Raw genomic sequence first — 21,603 nt, 5'->3', positions numbered from 1 at the left:
CCCGGCTTGCCGAGCGGTGAGTGGCGTGCGTAGTGAGTGCGGGGCACGTGAGGGGGGAGAACAGTGGTGCGGTACGCCCGCCATCAGGTCTGCCGCCATCAGGTCTGCCGCGCATCGACGGACAGCCCCATCGCACAAACGGATGCAGCCCCACCTCTCGACGCCGCACGCCCCGCGCCCCATCCTGTTGCCGATTTGCAGTACAGGCGCAACGCCTTCAGGGGGGCTCATGCGATCCATAGGCAGTGGGAGGCTCGGCTTGGCCGCCGTACTCGGCACAGCGGCCCTGCTGACCGCCGCGACCGCGACCTTCGCGCCCGGTGCGGCGGCCGACGGCACCGTACGCAACAGTAACGGCGCGGCCAGCGTCGACTGGAAGACCAGCGGCAACTACTTCACCGTTCATGACCTCAAGCCCGACGGCAAGGCCACGATGGGCATCATCGCCGTCATGGACGAGTACAGCGGCCAGTACGACTACTTCGTCGCCTACGTCTACAACAAGAAGGGGTACGACGGCCCCGCCGTGACGAAGCAGTTCCCCCAGACACAGATCTACAACGGCGCGTGGATCCGTTATCAGGCGTGCTTGTCGACCCTCGACGGCGATCCGTACAGCTGCGGGTCCTGGAAGTACGACCGGGCCTGACACGAAGCCTGCGCCGGTCGAGGGGTTCGGTGACAGCCTGGCTGTCACCGAACCCCTCGGCTCCTGTGCGCGGCGTCTCGTTCGAGCGACTTCTGCCGCTAAATGATCTCGACGAAGAAGAGGTCGTTCTTGATCTCCGGCGGCAGTGTCGGGTCCCAGGACAGGACCCGGTCGTAGACGTAGTAGTCCTGGAGGGCGTTGCCCGCGCGGCCGTTGTCGTCCTTGTCGACGGCCCTCACCGAGAAGTCCCAGTCGGGGTGGGCCGCTCCTTCCAGGGTTGAGGCCATGGGGTACTCGTCGCACTCCTCGAGGCCGCCGATGGGACGGTTGGGCAGTCCGGTGTCCCAGTACAGGTCCTTCAGATCGCCCTCCTTGTAGCAGGCGCCCCGCACATGGTCCCGGTTCGCCTTGTACCAGCCGGGTTCGTGTTTCTCGGTGATGCGGTGCAGGCCGACAGCGTTGGGGTTCGTCGGCTCGTACTTGCCCGGGATCCGCTTGTCGCGGGGCTGGGGCTGGCCCTCGGGGACGAGCTTGGGCCAGGTGGCGTTGGGGTTGTTCTGGGCGGTGCGGATGTGTTCGGCGACCTCATTGATGTTGTCGTCGCGGGAGTCGAAGGTCAGCCGCGAGGTCACCTCGGCGAAGACACATGCCTTGGGGTAGCTCAGGTTGGGGAACTTGTTGAAGTAGTCGCCGGAGTCGCACCGCATCACTCGGCCGTGGCTGCGGCCCGTCTGGATGGTGGTGAACGGCGGGTCCGTGCTCTCCCATTCGAGGAAGAACTGGTTGAGGGAGATCTTGTCGCGGCCGACGCCGGCGGTCTCGCGGTTCTGGATGTCCCAGTAGTACCAGTCAGTGCTGTTGTCCCAGACCGCGTAGGGCAGGGTCGCCGGGCCCCGGGTGCCGCTGCAGATCTCGAACGGTTCCCCGCACTGGCCGATCATGCCCAGCCGGATGTTCGGCGCCAGCCAGATGTTGTCCCACCAGCCCCAGTCGTAGTCGACCGAGTCCTTCTGGATACGGGCGAAGAGCCGGACCCTGCGGTTCTGGGAGTCGCCGAGCGCGAACATCTCGTAGGTGAAGGAAGTAGTGCCCACCTTCTCCGGCGGCCGGTTCGGACGGACCAGGTAGTAGTCCGCGTCGGTGCGGAACCGCTTGCAGTAGACGAAACGGTTGTAGATGTGGCCGAACTCGTTGTCGGCCGAACCGTTGGCGAAGCACCTGTCCACCGCGCCTTGGTCGGGTTTCTCCCCGATCGCCGGAGGCGGTTCGAGAGCGAGTGCCGACTGCACGCCCTGGCTCTTGGCGCCGTCCTGGGCTGCCGCCCGGCGGGCCTGGGACTGGACGGCACCGAAGTAGTCCACCGCGGACCGGGCGCGGGAGGGTGACGGTGCGACGGGTTCGGCCGCTGTCCGGTGCGGATTCTGCTGAGCGGTGGTGGTGTGCGGCGGCGCCTGTGGTCCGGTGCGGCCGGCGGCGCGTGCCGCCGCCTCCTTCTGGCGGCCTTCGGCGCGGAGGGCCTTGAGCTCCTTGTCCTGCAGATAGACCTTGATGTGGCGTTCGTTGGCGATGTCGGTGGTCGCCACCGTCGGAGCGGTGGCCGTGGGCGGGCCGTCCGCCGCACTGGACGGCCCGGCGAGCGGCAGCGCGCCGAGCAGGGCGCCCATGGTCAGCGCGGTCACCGCGCGGCTTAATCGTCTGCGAAGTGGTCTCACGTTCTTGATCTCCCCCTTCGCGCACCAGGTCAGGTACACGCCAAAACACTGGTCTCGACAGGCTTAGCACGCACCGCAAGGATGCGGAGGTGTCAAGATGTCCATCCAGCCTCGCTGTCTCACGGGCGTCGCAATCCGCCCTGCCAGGGGCCGTCGAACATCGCCCGCGTCAGTCGCACACTCGTCAGCACCTCCAAGGCACGTGTGCAACGCTGGCCCACACCGGGGGACATCAGGCGCTCGCTCTGCTCCCCGCCTTCGGACAGGGGAAAGCCCAAAGCGGCTGCGACCGCGTCGAAGTTGTCCGAATACGTACCCCAGCGCTGCCCGGTTGTCAGGTCGAAACCACCCCAAACGACACCGTCCTCGGCGTACAGCACCTCTTCCCTGTTGGGACTGCGCCACAGCGACGCGGCCACCGTCCCCCTCTCGGACAGCCTCTCCAGCGTGTGGCTCCTGGCCCCGATCCACCCCGCCCGGCCGTCGACCTCCACGACCAGCGTCCACCCGCCGGGCAGCGGCTTGCCCAACAACACGGGAGACGGAGCTCCGCGCTCCGCTCGTGGCAGTTGCCGTACGCGGTCGGCGACCTCGCCCCACCCGATCTCCCGCCACACGCGGACCCCCATGACGGACAACACCTCAACAAGCCCGCGCCGAACCAGCGTCACGCACCCGCCCTCGCCCAACACGTCCGTCAGATCCACCAACTCGGCCATGGCGTCGGCTCCCTCGCGTCAGGCGCGCCCGTCGGTCTCGTCCAGAGGTCAGGGACGCGGTGAGTGCGCGGCAACATGTCAGCTCGCTCGTTGGCATCCGTAGGGACATCAAGCTCGCCGTCCGCTTCCAGGCCACCGTAACCATCGCTGCCATCGGCGACTGACTGATCAGAACTCCCCGCGGACAAGCCCCGGAGGCCCGAGAGACACCACCGCCTGCTCCGCTCAGCGACTCGCTCGCAACACTTCCTCCGCGATGCGCCTCGCGTCAGGGCGAAGGGACACAAGAAGTTCCTCAGGACAGCCGCTGTCCCGGGCCAGGATCCGACCCAAGGACTCCGCTGCCGAGGCAAGCACAAGCTCGTCCTCGACCGGCGAACTGACCACATCGATCAGCGCTTGCACCACGTGCTCACCCGCGTACGCCTCAAGGTCCATCGCGGCATCATCACGCTCGTCGATACGAGCGGTCCTGTCCAGCAAAACCGAAATCAACCCCGCCGGCTGCGGCACGGCCACGCTTCCCTCCTCATGAAATCCTGCCATCAGCGTCACACGGCAGGTGCGGTTCCCGATGCTTGCATGTCCCTTCCAAACACGTCCCAACTGCGGCGAGTCCCGACCCCGCGCGTCAGCGGCGGATCAGCACCACGTGCGTGACGGTCGGCGAGCTGACCAGTTCGGAGACCCGGTAGCCGTCGATTCCGTTCCCCAGATTGTCGAGCAGCCGCTCCCCGGACCCGATGAGCAACGGCGCGATCACAAGATGGAGCTCGTCGATCAGCCTGGCACGCAGATACTGCTGGATCACCGCCGCGCCGCCGCCGATCCGCACATCCTTGCCGCCCGCAGCGTCGAAGGCCCGCCGCAGCACGGTCTCCGGCGGCTCGTCGGTGAAGTGGAAGGTCGTGTTGCCGTCCATCTTCAGCGTCGGGCGCACATGGTGGGTGTGCACGAACACGTCGTGGTGGTAGGGCGGATTGTCACCCCACCAGCCCTTCCAGGACTCGTCCTGCCACGGCCCGCGTTGCGGCCCGAACATGTTCCGACCCATGATCGTGGCGCCGATGTTCTGTTCGCCGCGGACGAAGTAGTCGACGTCGATCCCGGTCTTGCCCGCCGACACGTCTTCCGTCGCGGCGACGAACCAGCTGTGCAGGTCCTCGCCCCAGCCGACGCCGTCACCGAACGGCGCGTCCAGCCGCTGGTTCGCGCCGGCCATGAAGCCGTCGAGGGAGATCGTCACGTTGTGTACGCGGACCTTGGGCATGGCAGTCACCTCTCGTACTGATGGCTTTTCCTCACCCTTGCGTCGAACAGAGCCTCCCTGGATCGACATCGCCGCGCACATTGCGCACATTCTCCTGACGGGCCATACCGGCGCCCAGCACTGCCCGCCCGGCACCGCACCGCAAAAGCACGGCCAACGTGGCCAGAGGCGTCCCCGATGCCGGTTGCCCGGTGGGGAGGAGGGCGATGGCTGTGGTGAGGCCGGTCGCCGCGAGAACTCGCGAGCGGACCCGCGTACCGGGGTCGTCGGGACCGGCAGGCCAGCACCGAGGTGCGTTCAAGCGCAGTGAAAGGACCCGTCATGACCGAAACGATTCCCGCCGCCACCGCCCTGCCGCCCGCGGTGGCTCAGCCTCAAGCGGCTGTCGCACCCGGCGCCGGTGCCCCGGTGGCGCCGTACACCCATCTTCGGCGGTTCGACTACACCGGCAGCGTGCAGGATTTCATCGTGCCTCCGGGCGTCACCGTCATCGACGCGCGCTGCTGGGGCAGCGGCGGAAAGGTCCCGGCCGCGGGAGGTGGCGGTGGGTTCGCCGGTGGCCGTATCGCCGTGCAGCCCGGGGAAACCTTGCGTCTGGTCGTCGGGCTGGGTGGTGGCCCCATTGGGGGCGGCGGGATGAGCGGGGTGTACAGCCAGCGGCTGGGCAGAACCCTGCTGATCGCGGGCGGCGGCGGAGGCGGGGCCGGTGATTACCAGACTGCCCGCGGCGGTCCGGGGGGCGGCAGCCGAGGTGGGGATGCCCGCACCTATGCGTGGGGCAACGCGACGGGGACGCCCGCGCGCGGAGCGTCCGAGTCCACCGGTGGAGCCGGTGGATCCTGGCCGGCCAAGTACGGCGGCGGCCGGGGCGGCAACACCGGTGACAACGGCGGCCCCAATGCGGGCGGAGCGCCCGGGGGCCAGCTCCCGATCGCCGGGATGGGCGGGGGCGGCGGCGCCGGCCACGGCGGCGACTCGGGCGGCGGCGCGGGTTACGCGGGCGGCGGAGGTGGCCTGGCCTGGGGGTACACCAACGGGTACATCAGCGGGGGCGGGGGCGGCAGCAGCTACACCGGCGGCCCCGGGGTCAGCGACGGGCACACCGTGGCCGGCGACGGCACCCAGGCCGGTGGCAAGGACGACCCGGCCTACCAGTCCCCGGTGGGTGACGCCGGCCAGTACGGTCAGGTGGTCCTGCAATGGACCGAGTACACGCTCACACCGGGCGGGCCGCCGGACGTGCATCTCGTCCAGGGCGGCGCCGCCGGTTATCCCGGCGTCCGCGTGGCAGGCCACACCACACTGCCCGCGGTGACCGTGACCGCGGCGCTACCGGCGGACCGGGGTCTGCAGTTCGGCACCGCGGCCCTTGCCGACTACCAGCTCACCGTGCAGAACGCGGCCGGGCACCTCACCCGCTACCCCGGCGCCCTGTCCGAGGACGGCACCACTCTCACCTTCACCGACGTCGACCTGCACCTGCCCGGCACGACAGTGCTGTGGGTGGGGGTCAGCGCCGGGCACGGCGCGCCGCTGGGCGCCACCAGTCTGGCGTTCACCGTCAGCGGCAAACCGTCGCGCTCGACGACCCTCGTCGTCGACCCCGCCTTCACGCTGAAGCCGGGTGACGGGCCCGTTCATGCGGAGCGGGACGGTGATCCGGTGTATCCGGGGGTCCAGGTGTCCAACAACGGCAGCACCGCCATCCCGTTGCAGACCGTCACCGCCACCCTCCCCGCCGACGCCGCCCTGCAGTTCGGCACCAACACACAACCCGACCACCAACTCACCGTCTGGACCGGTGACAAGCCCCAGGTCGTCTACCACGGCACGCTCTCCGCCGACGGACAGACCCTGACCTTCACCGACGTCGACCTGGCCGTCCCCTCCCCCGGCGCCCACCCTGCCGCCATGTGGATCGCCGTCAGTGCCACTCACACCACCCCTACCGGCACGACAAGCGTGGCCTTCACCGTCGGCGAGCGCACCTCCCCCTCCACCTCCATCAACGTCACCTGACCCACACCCACCATCCGGTCCGGTCGCGGCACAACACGGCCCCGGCCGGACCACCCGTACCCATGTACTTGGCTCACGCCCGAGGCAGACCCCTCCGGCGGTGACATCACCACAGGACAGGCAACCTCTCCGGGACACGTTTGATGTTGCCCGTACGCCAGACCAGTTGGTCGGCGGGGAGCGCGAGACGCAGCCGCGGGAGGCGTTCGACAAGCACGCTGAGGGCTTCCGCCGCGTGGACGCGGGAGATCGTGGAAGCGGGACAGAAATGACGCCCCGCGCCGAACGCGAGATGGGCGTTGGGCGAGCGGTCGATGTCGAACCGCTCCGGGTCGGGGAACTGTTCCGGGTCGTAGTTCGCGCCCTCCACGCACACCAGGACCAGTTCACCGGCGCGTACCAGGACCTCACCGACCTGTACGTCGGCCCGCGCGATGCGGGGCAGGCCGTCGCCGATCGACAGGGTGCTGCGCATCAGCTCCTCCACCGCGCGCGGCATCGCCTCGGGATCCTCGCGCAGCCGGTCCATCGCCTCCGGGTGCTGGACGAGTGTCAGCACGGCATGGAGCAAGAACACGTAGGTGCTCATGGCGCCGGCGCCGAAGAGGGAGGTGACCGTCGCGGCGATCATCTCGTCGGTGAGGTCGCCGCCGTCCCGCTCCGGGTCGTCGCGCAGTTCGCACAGCTCGCGGATGAGGCCGCGCTGACTGTCACGGTCGGCACGGACGTGCCGGAGGACGAAGGCGTAGTCCTTGTCCCAGTTGGCGGTGCATTCCTCGTAGGCGACGGGGCTGGTGACGAAGCCGAGGTCCAGCCCTGACATGAGCCGTAGCCCGTCCTCGTACGGCAGTCCGAGCACCTTGCACACCAGCGCGGCGGAGTACGGTTCGGCGAACCGCGACCGCAGATCGATCGGTCCGCCCTCCTCGACCATGGCGTCGACCAGTTCATGGGCCCGCGCGGACATCCACTGCGCCGACGCCGGTCCGGAACGGGGCCCGAAGGCGCGGAGTACCTCCTGGTGCAGCCCTGCGCTATTGACGTTGCCCATGGTGTTGACGACTGCCGGGGGAATCGTCAGCGCGTATTGGCGCGGGACGTCGGGGGCCGCCGTGTCGCGCAGACTGAAGCGTTCGTCCTCCAGGACCTGTAGAGCCAAGGCGTAGCTCGTGACCAGCCATGCGTCGTCACCGGTGAGGGTCCGGATCCGGGCGACGGGGCTTTCCTGGCGCAGCCTCGCGCATTCGGGGGGCACGATGTCGCCGCGCCGGGACAGAGGCCATTCGACGTCGGCGTACGGAGGTGGAGCCGAATGGGAGGTCAGGTGCAAAGCCGAAGTGGGAGTGGGGGTCGCAGTCATGGAGTCTTCGCTTCTTCCGCGGTATCGGACGGTCAATCACGGCATTCGACGATGGCGTAACCCTGGTTGTCGGCCGGCCGCAGTCCGCTTTGGCGGTCCCCGAACAGCAGGTGCCCCAGAGGGAGGACGGAGTGATAGCAGTGGACGGACGAGGCGACGCCCAGAATGCGCGGTGTGTCGATGAAGAACGGCAACTCGGCTTCCACATAAGTCAACGCCGCCGAGACCTGCGCCGGGTCAGGCATGCTGCCCGGCCCCAGTCGGCTGTTGAGGAACCGGTACGCCGTGGTGTCCCGGGCGACCCGCAGCCCCACATCGGTCCGCAGCGCCGTTCGCGTCCGCTCCCGTACTTCCTGGTAGCCGGGCTCGCCGAGAAACTCCGACAGCGGCCGGGCCCGTACCTTTTCCGCCGCCGCGCCGATGTCCTCGCAGGCACCACTGATGCGACGCCGTACGCCGCGCAACTGCTTGGCCACACTCTTTCGCGCTGCGGCTCGCTCATAACCGAAGGCTTCGAGCATGGCTTCCAGGCCGACATCGGCGTACACGACGTCGACCGCGGCGAAGCGTTCGGTCGCCCACGCCATTGCCTCGGTCAAACGGCGACGGCTGAAATAGCTGTTGCCCGTACTCACACCGAACAATGCGTGGTCGCCTTGGCGCAGCACGTCCTCGCTGCTCGGACCGAACGGTGACAGTTGCACACGGTCTTTGTTCAGGGTTGAAGGTTCGGTGTAAGCGCGCACGGCGGGAAGGTTCCACACGCATTCGCGCGGGATTCCATGAACCGCTCGGAAGCACCCGAGTGCCGCCAAAATTTGGTGGCACCCGCTGTGCCGGTCATCGACCGGCCCCTGGCCAGGCCGACCCTCGCGCGGTACATCACCCATAGGGCTCCGCGCGGCGGGCTCGGCCCGTTGTTGAGGGGCAAACATGGCAGGGACTCGCGACATGTCCGATGAGAAAGACGAGAAACCTGAACCGGTGCGGGGGCGTCTCGGCGGCAAGGTGGCCTTTGTGACGGGGGCGGCCGGGGGTCTCGGTCGTGATGTCGTGCGGCGGATGGCCGAGGAAGGCGCTGACCTGGTTATCGTGGACATCTGCCGGTCCCTCGACACCGTGCCGTACCCGCTGTCGACGCCGGAGGATCTGAGCGACGCGGTCGAGGAAGTACGGGACCTGGGCCGCGGCGTCGTGGCGCGGCAGGCGGATGTGCGCGACCGGGACGCTCTCCAGGAAGCCTACGACGCGGGGCTCGCCGAGTTCGGGCAGATCCATGTCGTGGTCGCCAATGCGGGGATCGCACCGCTGCTCGTGGAGGACCAGGTGCAGGCGTGGCACGACGCCATCGACGTCAATCTCACCGGCACCTTCCACACCATCGAGACGGCCATCCCCTCGATGGTCGAAGCCGACCAGGGCGGTTCGATCGTGATCGTCAGCTCCACCGCCGGACTGGTCGGCATCGGCGGTGCGAGCAACGGCGGCCTGGGCTACGCCGCCTCGAAACACGGCCTGGTCGGGCTCATGCGTACGTACGCCAACAACCTCGCCCCGCACAGCATTCGCGTGAACTCCGTACACCCGACCGGCGTCGCCACGCCCATGGTCGCCGACCCCGTCATGGCCGAGTTCGTCGCCCAGGACCCGATTCTGTCCGAGGGGGCGCCGAACGCCCTGCCGGTGGACGTGATCGAACCGCTCGACGTCTCCAACGCCATCCTGTGGCTGGCCTCGGACGAAGCCCGCTACGTCACCGGTGTCACGCTGCCTGTCGACGCCGGATTCATCAACCGCCGCTGAGCCGGACAGTCGCTGAGCCGCGGAGTCGCCGAGCCGGAGGTGCGGCAGCCCATGACTGACAGGTACGCGGACACGATTCTGGTGGGTGGGCACGTCAGGACGGATTCCGGTCGCCGGGCCGAGGGGCTCGCCGTACGCGCCGGTGTCATCGAGGTCGTCGGCAACACCGCGGAGGTACTGGAGCGGCGAGGTCCGGGCACGCGGGTGATCGACCTGGCCGGGGACACCGTCCTGCCGGGCCTGCACGACCTGCACGTGCACCCGATCTACGCCGGGGTCCGCGAACGCCGCTGCAAGATCCCCCAGGGTTCGAGCCTGGCCCAGACGCTGAGCATGGTCGCCGAGCACGTGGCCCGGGCCGCCCCCGGCGCATGGGTCCTCGGTGGGCAGTGGGACGCGTCCGCGCTCGGCGTCAGCCCGGACCGGACCATGCTCGACGCCATCGCGCCCGACCATCCCGTTCTCCTGGAGGACACCAGCGGCCACAGTTCGTGGGTCAACAGCGCGGCACTCAGGGCCGCGGGGATCGGCCCCGGCACACCGGACCCTCCGGGCGGCATCTTCGAGCGGGACGCCACGGGCGAACCGAGCGGCGTACAGCGCGAGACCGCCGCCGATCTGCTCGCGGCGTCCGCGCCCAAACCGTCCGACGAGGAGGTGGAGGCGGCTCTGGAGTGGGCCCTCGGGGAGATGCTCTCCTACGGGATCACGTCGTTCACCGAGGCAGCGGTCGGTTTCACCGCCGGTCCACGCTCCGAATTGCGCGCCTACACCCGGCTCGCGGCGCGAGGAGCCGTCAGGCAACGGGGGCGCCTGAGCCTCGTGTGGTCGCCGTACGATCCCGGGTGCGACGACCTGATCGCCATGCGGAACCTCTACGCGAGCACCCGCATCGCCCCCGACTGCGTGAAGATCTTCCTGGACGGGGTGCCGACCGACAGCCACACGGCGGCGATGATCGAGCCCTACGCGGACACCGTGGAGGGCCGGGACGAGGAGGCCGGACGGCACGGGATGCTCGCCGTCGAGCAGACGGTCCTGAACCAGGCGGTGACCCGGTTCGACCGCATGGGCATCACCGTGAAGTTCCACGCGGCCGGTGACGCGGCGGTCAGGGCAGCGCTCGACGCCATCGAGGCCGCTCGCACCGCCAACGGGCCCGGGCCCTGCATGCACAACGTCGGGCACTGCACGTTCGTGACGGAGTCCGACCTCGGGCGTGCCGCACGGATCGGCGCCACGTTCGAGGTCTCCCCCTACCTGTGGCGGCCCTCCCCCATCTGCGCGGACATCGCGGCCGCCGTCGGCCCGGCCGCGATCCGGCGCGTGTGGCCGGTGCGCGAGATGCTCCAAGGCGGTGCGCTCGTCGTCGCGGGATCGGACTGGTGCGTCGTGCCGTCGGTGAACCCGTGGGCCGCCATCGAAACCCTCGTCACCCGCCAGGAGCCGGGAGGCGGCACCGACTCCTTCGGCCCGGACCAGGCCATCACCCTGGAGCAGGCATTCGACCTCTTCACAGTCAACTCCGCGCGCCAGGAGGGAATGGCGCACCGGGTCGGACGCATCGAGCCGGGCATGCTCGCTGATGTCATCGTCGTCGACCGGGACCCCTTCGACGTACCGATCACCCAAGTACACGCGACGGAGGTGCGGATGACGTTCGTCGAGGGCGAGTTGGTCCACCACGCCGAGGGAAAGGCGCGCCGCACACCGCGCGGGGTCTGAGTCACTGCCTTCTGCCATCAGCAGAGCACCGGTCCGAGGGGGCTCGGCGATCACTACAGTCCGGGCTCATGACGACGGTTACTACTCGTACGGTCGAGTACTCGGCCGATGGCCTCACGATGACCGGGCACCTCGCGCTCCCGGCCGGTGGCGACCGCCGGCCCGCGCTTCTGGTCGGGCCCGAGGGAATGGGGCTCAGCGACGTCGAGCGCCGCCGGGCCGATGCGCTCGCCGAGCTGGGATACGTCGCGCTGGCCTTCGACCTCCATGGCGGGCGCTATCTCGCTGACCCCGAGGAGATGCTGGCCCGTTGCATGCCGCTGCTCGCCGATCCCGACCGGATGCGAGGCATCGGCCACGCGGCGCTCGACGTGCTGCGCGCCGAGCCGCGTACCGACCCGGACCGGATCGCCGCCATCGGCTACGGCACCGGAGGCGCCATCGCGCTGGAGCTGGGGCGTGACGGCGTCGACCTGCGCGCCATTGGGACCGTCAACGCACTGACTACGGGACGACCAGGTGAGGCGGCGCGCATCCGCTGCCCGGTGTGGGCCGGGGTCGGATCGGAGGACCCGATCATGCCGCCCGCGCAACGGGACGCGTTCACCGCTGAGATGCAGGCCGCGGGCGTCGACTGGCGCCTCACGGTCTACGGCGGGGCTCTGCACGGCTTCCACCACCCTACGGTCGACCACACCGTGCTTCCTGGCGTCGGCCACCACCCGCGACACGCGCAGCGAGCTTGGCGGGACGTCGTCGGCCTGCTCGCTGAGTGCCTGCCCATGACGGAGTGACTGCCGCTGGGTTCGCACGCGGTCGCCGTTGTCCCCGGTGAAGTGCACATCCGTCCCGGCTTCGCCGAACGCTGACGGCCGGTCGAGGTGTGTCGCAGTTCACCTGTTGTCGTCTCCGTCGGCGGAACATTGCGCACGGGTGCGACGTTGGGAAGGGTGTGGCTGCGGAGGGGACAGTGTCCCCGGGCCCTACCTATAGCCCATGGGGAAGATCGTTCGGCTGAAGCCCCATGGAGCCTTTCGCCGCGAGGCGACCGCCCTCCGTGTGCCACACCCATACGGCCCTGGCTGGTCCCCCCCGTCCAGCCAGGGCTCTTTTGTGCCCGGCCAGGGCTCTTTTGTGTCCGGCCAGGACTCTTTTGTGGCCGGTGGCGGTCGCACCTAGAAGAGGACGCCCTGGTCGACGGGGGTTGCTGTGCCGCGCTCCTGCTCGCGCCGGGAAGGAGGGGCTTCCGCGCCGCCGAACAGCGGCTGCGTCCCGACCTCATCGGGCACGGCGGGTACGGCCGCCAGACCGGTATCGGCCTCCGGACGCGGCTCGGCGTCCCGGTCGAAGTCGCCGGGTGTCATGCGCGTCCAGTCGCGTCCGTGCGGTTCGTTCATGCCGTAACCCCCTTCCTGGTTGCCGCTCGTGTGTTCACACCTGTTCCCGTGATCTTGGCACCGACACGGAGCGATGATGAAACTGCGGACGCGCCATTCACCTGGAGGCTTTGGTGCGCCGCCCTGGCCGGACGAGGGCGGTGGCGGAACTCGTGCCGCAGTAATAGGTGCGCCTCGACGCGGCGGGGCTCGCGGCGGGCCTCATTCCTTCAAGTCCTTGCGGTAGACCGTCAGGTCCTTGCGGTAGACCGTCAGGTCCTTGCGGTAGACCGTCGAACTGTGCCGGACCGTCATTCCGACCCGGAGATAGAGATCAAGCGCCCCGGTGTCGGAGTGCGTCCACAGGGTGCAGGAGCGTTGCCCTGTGCGGTGGAAGGCGCGGAAGGTGTGGCGCAGCAGGAGCCGGGCGATGCCGCGACCGCGTTGGTCGCGGCGTACGGCGACCTGTTCGAGGTAGCCGTCATTCGTACCCGGTGCGTTCAGCGCCAGGGCGACGCCCACCAGAGCGTCTCCGGCGAAGGCCAGGGCCGACTGCTGCGGGGCGAACGCGGGGCGCTGAACTGTGTGGGTGGCCCATTCCTCGTAGCCCTGCCTCCGTTCCTGCCACTCGTCGAACGCGTCCTGGATCAGGATGTGCGCGGCGGGTCCGTCGCCCTCGCGGAAGGGCCGGACAGTGATGCCCTCCGGCGGCTCGGGCACCTCCGGCTCGGTCGGCATGACGTATTCCAGCAGCCAGGCCGTCACCAGCGGCTCATACCCGTGAGTGCGCAGCAGTGCGGCAGCGGCGGTGTCCGCGTCCGGCACGGTCTGCACGAGGCGGGCGGTGCCGGTCTGCCGGGCCCGCGCGAGCGTCCAGCCGAGCAGCGCGGTGCCCAGGCCCTGTCCTCGATGCCGCGGATGGACGTCCACTTCGCAGCGCCGGTTCACCCAGGCGCGGGCCACAAGGCGGCCCGCTGAGTCGAGGACGAGGCCGGTGTCCAGCTCCGGCACCAGACCCGGTCGGTGGAAATCAGCAGCGATGGCTCCCGCGTCACTCTGTACCTGTCCGTACGACTCCCGTTCGCAGTCCGAGACCAGCGCATGGATCGCCGGGATGTCGTCGGGGCTCGAGGGCTGCCAACGGTATCCGGGCGGCAGGCAGGGGACGAGGGGAGGCACCGACGGAAGGTAACCGTGTGCGCCGGTGCCTCACAAGTGGGGCGTCGCGCCGTGGCCGATCGTCCTTGGACCGGCCGTGGGCATGGTCCGGTTTCCGGGCGGCTGCACGTCCGGGCACGCCGCGGCCCGGGCACGCGGGGTGGGTGCGTACCCGGGCCGTGCGGGGGCCGGTTCTCTGGGACGGGCCGATGCCGGGGCCGATGCCGGGGCCGGGGCCGGTGTCGGTCTCAGGCGGTGAGGGTCTGGTGGAGGGCGTCGAGGCCGTCGCGGTAGATGCCGGTGAACAGGTCTACGACCTCGTCCTCGCCGGCGCCTTCGGCGGTGAAGCGGCCGGACCACTGGACCTCGGCGGCGTTCTCCTGCCCGGGGACGGTGTGGACGCGGAGAGTGGAGACGTAACCGTTGACGGGGAAGGGCGCCTGGAGGATGGCGTAGCTGTAGTGCCGTTCGGTCTCGTTGAAGTCGACGAGGCGTTCGACGATGACCTCACCCTCGGGGTTCTTCAGTCGACGGACCCGGCCGCCTTCGAGCGGGGTGCTCTCGGGGATGTAGGGAAGCCAGTCGAGCAGGGCGTCGAAGCCGCCGATGAGGCTCCAGACCTTCTCGGGCGAGACGGGGACGATACGGCTGACGGATGTCGAGGCCATGGTGTTTCTCCGGGGGGGTACTGGTGGGGGGTAAGGGCGGGGTTGCCGGTCAGGCGCCGTTGGGCAGCGGGGCGGCCGGGCTGACCAGGCCCGCGGCGCGCAGGTCGGTCCAGAAGGCGGCCGGGATGTTCTCGTTGAGTGCGGCGGTGTCCTCGGCGATGCGGCTGGGGCGTGAGGCACCGGGGATGACGGCGGCCGTTGCCGGGTGGGCGAGGGAGAACTGGAGCGCGGCGGCCTTGATGGAGATGCCGTGCTGGTCGGCGAGGGCCTTGAGGCGCTTGACCTTCTCGATGATCTCCGGCGGGGCCTGCTGGTACTCGAAGTTGCTGCCGCCCGCGAGGATGCCGGAGCTGTAGGGGCCGCCGACGACCATGTCGACGTTCTGCTCCTGGGCCAGCGGGAGCAGGCGCTGGAGGGCGTGGGAGTGGTCGAGGAGGGTGTAGCGGCCGGCGAGGAGGAACCCGTCGGGCTGGGGCTCATCGAGGGCGAGGGTCATCTCGATGGGCTCGGTCTTGTTGACGCCGAGGCCCCAGGCGCGGATGACGCCCTCGTCGCGCAGACGGGACAGGACGCGGAAGGCGCCGGTACGGGCCTCCTCGAACTTGCTGACCCAGGCGTCGCCGTGGAAGTCCTGGGCGATGTCGTGGACCCAGACGATGTCGAAGCGGTCGACGCCCATCCGCTTGAGGCTGCCCTCGATGGAACGTTCGGTGGCGTCGGCGGTCCACTCGTGGAGCACCTTGTTGGGGTTGCCGTGCTCGAAGAGGCCGCCCTTCTCACCGAAGTCGGGAACGTCGGTCTCCTTCTCGTCGAGGATGACCCGGCCGACCTTGGTGGACAGCACGTAGGAGTCACGGGGCTTGGCCGCGAGGACCTCACCCAGGCGCTCCTCGGCGAGCCCGGCACCGTAGAAAGGGGCGGTGTCGTAGTAGCGGATGCCCTGGACCCAGGCGGCTTCGACGGTGGCGCGGGCGTCCTCGTCGGGGATCGCGCGGAACATGTTGCCGAGGGGGGCGGTGCCGAAGCCGAGGCGGCCGGGAAGGATGTTCTTCAGGGACATGAGTGGTGCCTTTTCGATCAGGGCCTCGGTGTGTGCGGCGAGGCGTTGGGGGAAGGCGGATCCTCTTGGTGCGGCTGCCCGCCGGGAGGAGGGCCGGGGCGCCAGGTGAGGGGGGGCGTCCGCCGGGTAGTACGGAGCTGTTACATGTACTTGTAGTAGCGCTTTACAAGCTAAGACAATAATTGCAGGCGCGGGGTAATGCAAATGCGCCCGACTCGGGCGGTCTTGAGGACTGCTGCACTGCATTCACGGACCGAGCGGCTGGATCGAGGGCGAGAAGCGTCGGCGCGCCGCGAACGTGGCGGTGGCCGGGTGCGGCGCGGCATGGCGCGGCGCGTATGGGGTTGCACCTTCCGTAGCGGCATGTGATCCGGTGGACTTACGTCCCGATGCCTTGAGGAAGGGTCCATCTCGTGCATTCGTCTTTCACGCCACCGCGTCGAGTCAAGATCGGTGACGCGGCGGCCTTCGTCGGCAGCACGCCGCGGGCGATTCGCCATTACCACGAGATCGGCCTGCTGCCCGAGCCCGAACGGGGCGGTGACGACCGTCGCCGCTACGGGTACGAGGACATGATCCGCTTGCTCTGGATTCGCAAGATGGCCGACGCCGGGATCGCCCTCGAAGACATCCGTGACGCCTTCACCACTGGCACGGCCTCCGTCGATGCGGACAACGAAGACGGTGTCGCGGGCATCCTGGAGCGGCTGGAGAAATCCCTCGCCGAGCAGGAGGCGGAAGTGCGGCGGCAACGGGCCGCCGTGCAGCGGATGCGCACCGAGGGCAGTCGCATGGGCCTGCTCTCCGAATTCGTCACCGAACGCCTCAAGAACCTGCCCGAGGGCTCCCTGCGCCAGACGGACCTGGACAGCCTGCTGGTCACTGAGCGGATCTTCGGCCCGCTCGGCGCGGCCGTCCAGGCCGCCCGCTTCGCCGTTCTGGCCATGCACCCCGCTCTGCGCGAGGAATCCGACCGCATCGATGGCGCCGAGGAGTCCCTCGATGACAGTGTCGCCGTCGATGATTCACGGGTGGTTCAAGTGGCCGTCGAGCGGCACGCCTTCGAAAACGCCCTGCAGGCCGTCATCGAGGAGTCCGGCTTCGGGCAGGACGACGATGCCCTCTTCGACGCCTGGGACACTTTGCACCCTGCGACCGGCGGCAACGACCAGGAGGAGACCGACCTCGGCTCAGGCGGGCGAGAGGCTGACTCCATGGGCATGAGCGCGCTCGAAGCCACCGGCAAGTTGCCCTACGACTTCTCGCCGGCCCGCCTGCGTTGTATGGAGCTGGCGGAAGGACTTTCCGCCAGCTCTCGGGGCGAGGTCACCGGGGAGCGCATCGCGCCGTCGGACCCAGCCTGAGGACCGGGCCCGACGGTGAAGCGCCTGCTCAGAGGTTGTAGCGCTCGATCTTCAGCACCCAGTTCTGCACGCCACCTCCGTCACTACCGAGCACCGCAAGCTTGACCTGGGCGTCGACTTGCCGGGCGGCGAAGTCGGGCTCGAAACGGGCCACGCGCAGGAAGGTGTGGCTGGACCACTCGGGATTGCCCCGGGCAGTGATGTAGCGGTGATTGTTGCTGAGCGGTTCGGCCTGTTCCTCACCGAAGAAGACGGTGGCGCGCAGCACGCCCTGCCCGTCACCGTTCAGGTCCGAGCACAGGGCTTCGGCGGAGAAGGTCGCGACGAAGATCGCACCGTAGGAGGGGGCGCCCTGGCCCAGGCGCAGGTCGATGGAGGCGCCCGGGACATCGGTCCACGAGTCGCTGCCGGTCTCGAAGCGGTCGTCGTCCCACGTGGCGTAGGTGACGTTCGGGGCTCCGGCGATACGGAAGGACGAGGTCTGCGGAGGCGTGCTCATGAGTGCTGCTCCTCTTCGGCGCGGAAGGCTGCTACCCGGCGCGTGAACCGCCGTTCTCGACAACGGAGTTCACGCGGACCGGCGTAAGGAGAGGATCACCGCACCTGTCACCCCCAACCCAACGGGAGTCACTAGACGTGACTGTGCGAACGCTTTCAGTTAAAACCCCTGGGGCTCCCGCGTTGCCTCACGCAGCACCGGGCACAGGGGAGCCGGATACTGCCCGCAATAGGCGGCCGACACCCGTGCAGCCGTACCAGTCCAGCGGAACGTAATAGTCCGGAAACGCCTCACCCACTTGAGTGGCCGCCCCCTCGGCAACCGCTGTTCGCTGCTCGGGGTGCTTGTCAGTGCACGCGGTTAGGGTCCCACCATGCGCAGGGGACATCTGACCGAACGGCTCGCCGGTTTCGCTGTGGGGACCCTCCCGCCCGGCCGGCTGGTCACGTCCAACGAAGGCGACGGAGACGTACAGCCCCTGTGGCTCAGCGACGGACCGGCGTCGAGCGGGTTGTGGACGCGACTGCACGCCGAACACCAACGCTCCGGTCTGTGGCCGCTGTTGCTCGACTCGCTGAACCCGGACGACAGTGACTTCCGTCCGTGGGGCTCCGGAGAGCTCTTCCCCGACCAGATGTCCTCCCCGGCAAGCCACGACCCTGCCGGCCTCCTCGCCCGGTGGTGGAATGCCTATACGCCGGTCGACGAGGACGACGAGGACGGTGAGAATGATGAGGATGACGACATGCTCGACGCCGACAGGCGCCCTGCCGTCACGGCTCCCTTCGGACAGACCTGGCCCGGTCCGGCGCCGAGACGGGAGTCGGCGACCAACCCCGATCAACTGGCCGCCGAGTTCGCTCAACACTTCCTCGAAGACCGCCCCCAGGCGCGACTCGGGCTGGTCGCGGCGGCAACCGGTGCTGAGGCGCTGACGGCCGTGGGCTGGTCGGGCCCCTGCAACTACGACGACACCGCGAAGTTCTCCGCGGTCGTCCGCGACTGGGAGCACCGGTTCGGGGCCCGGGTCGTCGCAGTCGGCTTCTCCACGCTGCACCTCAGCGTCGCCTCGCCGCCTGCCGATGAGGACGAGGCTCTCCGGGTCGCGGCCGAGCACTTCGCCTTCTGCCCGGACACCATCTGGCAGGGCCACGCGCCATACACACTGGCCGCATACGCCGAGCGCATCGCCGGCGCTCAGAACTGGTACTTCTGGTGGGACTGAGCACCGCGCAGCAGGTGTGTGACCGCGAGCGGTTGTCGTCCCGTTCTCCAAGGCAGTGGAGTGCCGTCCGCCTGCGGGGACCCCGCACACCTTCCCGGGTCTCGCGATAAATCGCTTGAACAGCAGTCGGGTGAACAGGCAGGCTCGCGCGGTGATTGTCGAACTGGCCCCCACTTCTCTGACCTGGGAAGATGTGGATCCGGCCCAGCATCTCTTCGACGGCGCGTCGGCACCGGAAGTGGTGCGGTCGCTCGGGCCCGCCCGGGAAGTCCCCAGCCGCCCCGACGCCCCCTTCGGCGACCCGGCTATGAGTGCCTGGAGCTGGGACGAGGGACAGCCCTGGGCCGACGCCATGTCGCACGCTCTCGCCGAGCACTACGGTCGCAGGACCGCAGGTTGGCGCTGGGCGCACGATGAGTGCGACTTCGACGGAGGGCCCGTCGGTAACTGGTGCTGCCCGCAGCACTCGATCACCGTGCCTGAGGAGACGCTCACCCGAGTCGTGGAGGCGTTGTGCGAGTGGCGCGCATGGCTGGAGGCTCTGGCCGGGTGGTTCGAGGCGTACTCGTTGGGCCTGGCCGACATCGAGGACCAGCGGATCTTGTGGGAGCGTGCCGCCCGGAACCTGATCCTGCAGGTGAGCGACCGCACCGGTTGCGGCAGCGGCTGGCACAGGCACTGCCGTCAAGTGCTCACCTGGTTCCTCAGTCGCTGGGACGTCGCGCCGGACGTTGCCCAGAAGTTGGTCGACGAGGCGATCGGCGGGCGGTTCGCGAGCTGGACAGCCCCCGATACGGTGCTGGTTGATGACGTCGCGGAGCGGCTCGCGCTTTCGCTGCGGCCGGACGACGGCGCACGATCCGCCGAACCCGTCCCGGACCACCTCGAACGCTGGCTCGCCGTGCGCGAGACCGTGCCATGGCAGGAGGCACCGGACGGCGGTGGGGACGCGCCGCTGACCCCGTCGCGCGATGGCGCCGCGGACGACGTGCGTGCCTTCGACGGCGCTCTGGATCCCGCTCGTGCACGGGGCATGCTTGCCGCGCTGGAGCTGCTGCGAGCAGACGCGGCGCGCGGCGCCGAGCTCGACTTCGAGTTGCTCCAGCGTTGGCAACAGCATGTCCTGGGCACACCGCAGCCGCCGCCGTTCCGTCACCTGCCGGCGTTCGCCAAGGGGGGCCGGGAACGCTACGGCGTCGGCCCGGACACTCGAGTCCGCCTCGACGCCTGTCTGGCCGAGAGCGCGCGCCACGCCGAGCGGCCCGTACCCCTCACCGCCCGGGCCGCACGTGCCTACCTCGACGTGTGCTTCTTCCACCCCTTCGACGACGGCAACGCCCGCTCCGCGTTCCTCGCCCTCGTCTTCGTCCTGGCTCGCGAGGGCGTCGCCCTCGATGGAGTCCGCCTGCTGCGCCGGGTCGCCTTCCAGGCCGACGAGCCGCAGGACGCATCGATCCTCACGCAATACATCGACGTCCACCTCACGGAAACCCGACGCAACAGCGCCTGCGTCGACTGACGTTCGGCGTCGGCAGGTCGGACGGTAGTCCGTCCGCATGCAGGGCGAAGCCGCAGTGGCCGGGCCTCAGGCGCTGGAGCCCCCGACGGCGGCTGGCCGGTAGGGCAGGTCCAGCGGATCGGGCGGCGTGCGCTGCACCCAGTAGCTCAGAGCCTCGTAGCGCGCGTTTACCACCCGCTCGGCTTCATGCAGGCCCACTCCCACAGAACGCAGGGCGTTCCACACGGACCGGACGGCCGCCAACCGGTGGTTGCGCAGCACGTCGGCGTCGACCTCCCGGCGGGTGCGTTCCTCCAGGCAGTCCCACCAACCGTTCATCCGAGATCCCGCAATGTGGCGATCAGCGCCGATCCTCTTGATGCATCCATATGACCGTTTCGTACCGAATAAGTAGCGCAGGTACTCGTCACCGCGTACGCCGTGCACGAGCCCACCCCACACCGCTGGAGAGATCATGATCGTCAAGAAGCTGCACGAGGCCGGAGTCACGAGCGAGCACGCCTACTGTGCCGGGGTCGGTTCTATCGGGCTGGCCATCGCCTCCTGGGTGACCTCCAACCGCAGCGAATGTACGGAGCGCGCCGACCGGTGGGGGATCTTCGTCGGAGAATGGGCGCCGACGTTCTTCGCGCTGGGGCTCGCCCTGGCCAACTACGAGGGGCCCGAAAGCTCGTAACCGCGCGGCAGGCCTCCGGCCCCCGTCGCTGACGCCCGCACGAGACCGCCGACCTCGACTGCCCGGTGCCGCGACTGTGCGATCTCCCTCGCGCCGAGCAGCGGCGCCAACTGGCCGTTGACACAGGCGACCACGTCGGCCAACCAGTCAACAGACAGCGGCAGCGCCACTTCCGCTGAACGAACTGGTAGAGCTGGATGGTGTTCCCATTGGTGTGGGTGGTCCACGTGGTGCTGTCCTGAAAGGTTCACGGGTGACCGGCAGCACTCCTGGCCGTCACGCCTCCACCACGGGCATGCTCTGCGCCATGACGGACGAGGGCACGTCGGCGGAATGCTTGGTCTGCAGGATCCACCGCAGCCAGGCCCTCATGCCTGGAGGATCGGTATGGGAAGACGACCTTGTCGTGGTTTCCCACCAGTCGCCTCACGCTCGTGGACCGCAAGGCGAGGTCTACTTGGGGCACTTGCTGGTCGAGCCGCGCCGGCACGCGAGTGGGTTGGCGGATCTCACCGAGGAGGAGGCGCAGCGCGTGGGGCTTTGGTGCATGCGGGGCGCCCGAGCGCTGCGCGATATCTGTGGCGCCCAGCACGTGTATGCGGCGGTGATCGGCGACAACATTCCTCATCTTCATGTGCACCTCCTTCCCCGCTATCCGGGCACTCCACGTGAGTTCTGGTGGGACCGCGTCGACGAGTGGCCCTCTGCGCCGCGAGGCGGTGAGCCGGAGGTTGCCGCGCTCGTTCAACGGCTGAGGTCAGCGGCGAACTGAGCCGCGCTCCCGCGCCCAACCGTCGCCGT

General features: G+C 69.1%; 22 protein-coding genes. 10 read left to right on the top strand and 12 right to left on the bottom strand.

Going from position 1 to position 21,603, the window contains the following annotated elements:
- Positions 1 to 259 precede the first annotated feature (259 nt).
- On the top strand, positions 260 to 649 hold the full coding sequence (locus ABZ877_RS24155) for a hypothetical protein (RefSeq protein WP_361074568.1): 390 nt from the start codon (positions 260 to 262) through the stop codon (positions 647 to 649).
- Positions 650 to 747: 98 nt separating this feature from the next.
- Here ABZ877_RS24155 and ABZ877_RS24150 read toward each other — a convergent pair whose 3' ends face one another.
- The 4 genes from ABZ877_RS24150 to ABZ877_RS24135 all read right to left on the bottom strand — a co-directional run bounded on the left by ABZ877_RS24150 (position 748) and on the right by ABZ877_RS24135 (position 4,350).
- Entirely contained in the window at positions 748 to 2,400 is a 1,653-nt protein-coding gene (locus ABZ877_RS24150) for a hypothetical protein (RefSeq protein WP_361074566.1), read from the bottom strand.
- A gap of 80 nt (positions 2,401 to 2,480) precedes the next feature.
- The gene (locus tag ABZ877_RS24145) at positions 2,481 to 3,080 is read right to left on the bottom strand and encodes a DUF6461 domain-containing protein (protein ID WP_361074564.1); all 600 of its coding nucleotides are present in this window, start codon (positions 3,078 to 3,080) and stop codon (positions 2,481 to 2,483) included.
- A gap of 225 nt (positions 3,081 to 3,305) precedes the next feature.
- Positions 3,306 to 3,599: a hypothetical protein gene (locus ABZ877_RS24140; RefSeq protein WP_361074562.1), complete on the bottom strand. Its 294-nt coding sequence runs from the start codon at positions 3,597 to 3,599 to the stop codon at positions 3,306 to 3,308.
- A 112-nt stretch (positions 3,600 to 3,711) separates the two neighbouring features.
- Entirely contained in the window at positions 3,712 to 4,350 is a 639-nt protein-coding gene (locus ABZ877_RS24135; RefSeq protein WP_361074627.1) for a dihydrofolate reductase family protein, read from the bottom strand.
- Between the two features lie 321 nt (positions 4,351 to 4,671).
- Here ABZ877_RS24135 and ABZ877_RS24130 point away from each other — a divergent pair, with 321 nt between their 5' ends.
- Positions 4,672 to 6,369, top strand: a complete 1,698-nt coding sequence (locus ABZ877_RS24130) for a hypothetical protein (RefSeq protein WP_361074560.1) — start codon at positions 4,672 to 4,674, stop codon at positions 6,367 to 6,369.
- Positions 6,370 to 6,475: 106 nt separating this feature from the next.
- On the opposite strand, the gene ABZ877_RS24125 is transcribed toward ABZ877_RS24130, so the two are convergent.
- Together ABZ877_RS24125 and ABZ877_RS24120 are read right to left on the bottom strand one after the other, a co-directional pair.
- The gene (locus tag ABZ877_RS24125) at positions 6,476 to 7,624 is read right to left on the bottom strand and encodes a cytochrome P450 (protein WP_361074558.1); all 1,149 of its coding nucleotides are present in this window, start codon (positions 7,622 to 7,624) and stop codon (positions 6,476 to 6,478) included.
- A gap of 137 nt (positions 7,625 to 7,761) precedes the next feature.
- Positions 7,762 to 8,475, bottom strand: a complete 714-nt coding sequence (locus ABZ877_RS24120) for a tRNA-dependent cyclodipeptide synthase (RefSeq protein ID WP_361074556.1) — start codon at positions 8,473 to 8,475, stop codon at positions 7,762 to 7,764.
- Between the two features lie 205 nt (positions 8,476 to 8,680).
- Between ABZ877_RS24120 and ABZ877_RS24115 the strand changes: the two genes are divergently transcribed.
- The 3 genes from ABZ877_RS24115 to ABZ877_RS24105 all read left to right on the top strand — a co-directional run bounded on the left by ABZ877_RS24115 (position 8,681) and on the right by ABZ877_RS24105 (position 12,051).
- Positions 8,681 to 9,532: a mycofactocin-coupled SDR family oxidoreductase gene (locus tag ABZ877_RS24115; RefSeq protein WP_361074554.1), complete on the top strand. Its 852-nt coding sequence runs from the start codon at positions 8,681 to 8,683 to the stop codon at positions 9,530 to 9,532.
- A 51-nt stretch (positions 9,533 to 9,583) separates the two neighbouring features.
- Positions 9,584 to 11,257 (top strand): amidohydrolase, encoded by a 1,674-nt coding sequence (locus ABZ877_RS24110; protein WP_361074552.1) that lies wholly within the window; start codon positions 9,584 to 9,586, stop codon positions 11,255 to 11,257.
- Positions 11,258 to 11,325: 68 nt separating this feature from the next.
- Positions 11,326 to 12,051, top strand: a complete 726-nt coding sequence (locus tag ABZ877_RS24105; RefSeq protein ID WP_361074550.1) for a dienelactone hydrolase family protein — start codon at positions 11,326 to 11,328, stop codon at positions 12,049 to 12,051.
- Positions 12,052 to 12,432: 381 nt separating this feature from the next.
- On the opposite strand, the gene ABZ877_RS24100 is transcribed toward ABZ877_RS24105, so the two are convergent.
- From ABZ877_RS24100 to ABZ877_RS24085, 4 genes are all read right to left on the bottom strand, one after another.
- Positions 12,433 to 12,654, bottom strand: coding sequence for a hypothetical protein (locus ABZ877_RS24100; RefSeq protein ID WP_361074548.1), 222 nt, complete (start codon positions 12,652 to 12,654; stop codon positions 12,433 to 12,435).
- Between the two features lie 201 nt (positions 12,655 to 12,855).
- Entirely contained in the window at positions 12,856 to 13,812 is a 957-nt protein-coding gene (locus tag ABZ877_RS24095) for a GNAT family N-acetyltransferase (RefSeq protein WP_361074547.1), read from the bottom strand.
- A 227-nt stretch (positions 13,813 to 14,039) separates the two neighbouring features.
- Positions 14,040 to 14,459: an SRPBCC family protein gene (locus tag ABZ877_RS24090; RefSeq protein WP_361074545.1), complete on the bottom strand. Its 420-nt coding sequence runs from the start codon at positions 14,457 to 14,459 to the stop codon at positions 14,040 to 14,042.
- Positions 14,460 to 14,508: 49 nt separating this feature from the next.
- The gene (locus ABZ877_RS24085; protein ID WP_361074543.1) at positions 14,509 to 15,519 is read right to left on the bottom strand and encodes an aldo/keto reductase; all 1,011 of its coding nucleotides are present in this window, start codon (positions 15,517 to 15,519) and stop codon (positions 14,509 to 14,511) included.
- A gap of 413 nt (positions 15,520 to 15,932) precedes the next feature.
- On the opposite strand from ABZ877_RS24085, the gene ABZ877_RS24080 reads away from it, so the two are divergent.
- Positions 15,933 to 16,883, top strand: a complete 951-nt coding sequence (locus ABZ877_RS24080) for a MerR family transcriptional regulator (RefSeq protein ID WP_361074541.1) — start codon at positions 15,933 to 15,935, stop codon at positions 16,881 to 16,883.
- 28 nt (positions 16,884 to 16,911) lie between these two features.
- Here the strand turns inward: ABZ877_RS24080 and ABZ877_RS24075 are convergent, their stop codons facing one another.
- Complete coding sequence (locus tag ABZ877_RS24075; protein ID WP_361074539.1) at positions 16,912 to 17,382, bottom strand: hypothetical protein; 471 nt, start codon at positions 17,380 to 17,382, stop codon at positions 16,912 to 16,914.
- Positions 17,383 to 17,755: 373 nt separating this feature from the next.
- Between ABZ877_RS24075 and ABZ877_RS24070 the strand changes: the two genes are divergently transcribed.
- Positions 17,756 to 18,607 carry a DUF4253 domain-containing protein gene (locus ABZ877_RS24070; RefSeq protein WP_361074538.1) on the top strand — a complete coding sequence of 284 codons (852 nt, stop codon included), beginning with the start codon at positions 17,756 to 17,758 and terminating at the stop codon, positions 18,605 to 18,607.
- 151 nt (positions 18,608 to 18,758) lie between these two features.
- Positions 18,759 to 20,126, top strand: coding sequence for a Fic family protein (locus ABZ877_RS24065; RefSeq protein ID WP_361074536.1), 1,368 nt, complete (start codon positions 18,759 to 18,761; stop codon positions 20,124 to 20,126).
- Between the two features lie 66 nt (positions 20,127 to 20,192).
- Here ABZ877_RS24065 and ABZ877_RS24060 read toward each other — a convergent pair whose 3' ends face one another.
- Positions 20,193 to 20,444 carry a hypothetical protein gene (locus ABZ877_RS24060; RefSeq protein WP_361074535.1) on the bottom strand — a complete coding sequence of 84 codons (252 nt, stop codon included), beginning with the start codon at positions 20,442 to 20,444 and terminating at the stop codon, positions 20,193 to 20,195.
- A gap of 136 nt (positions 20,445 to 20,580) precedes the next feature.
- On the opposite strand from ABZ877_RS24060, the gene ABZ877_RS24055 reads away from it, so the two are divergent.
- Both ABZ877_RS24055 and ABZ877_RS24050 read left to right on the top strand, forming a co-directional pair.
- Positions 20,581 to 20,802, top strand: a complete 222-nt coding sequence (locus tag ABZ877_RS24055) for a hypothetical protein (protein ID WP_361074533.1) — start codon at positions 20,581 to 20,583, stop codon at positions 20,800 to 20,802.
- Between the two features lie 466 nt (positions 20,803 to 21,268).
- Entirely contained in the window at positions 21,269 to 21,574 is a 306-nt protein-coding gene (locus tag ABZ877_RS24050) for an HIT domain-containing protein (protein ID WP_361074531.1), read from the top strand.
- Positions 21,575 to 21,603: the final 29 nt, after the last annotated feature.

It is taken from the genome of Streptomyces sp. NPDC046939 (assembly GCF_040644575.1).
Lineage (GTDB): Bacteria > Actinomycetota > Actinomycetes > Streptomycetales > Streptomycetaceae > Streptomyces.
Note: the sequence above shows the minus strand (reverse complement) of the source record. Positions and strands in the feature narration are given on the sequence as shown.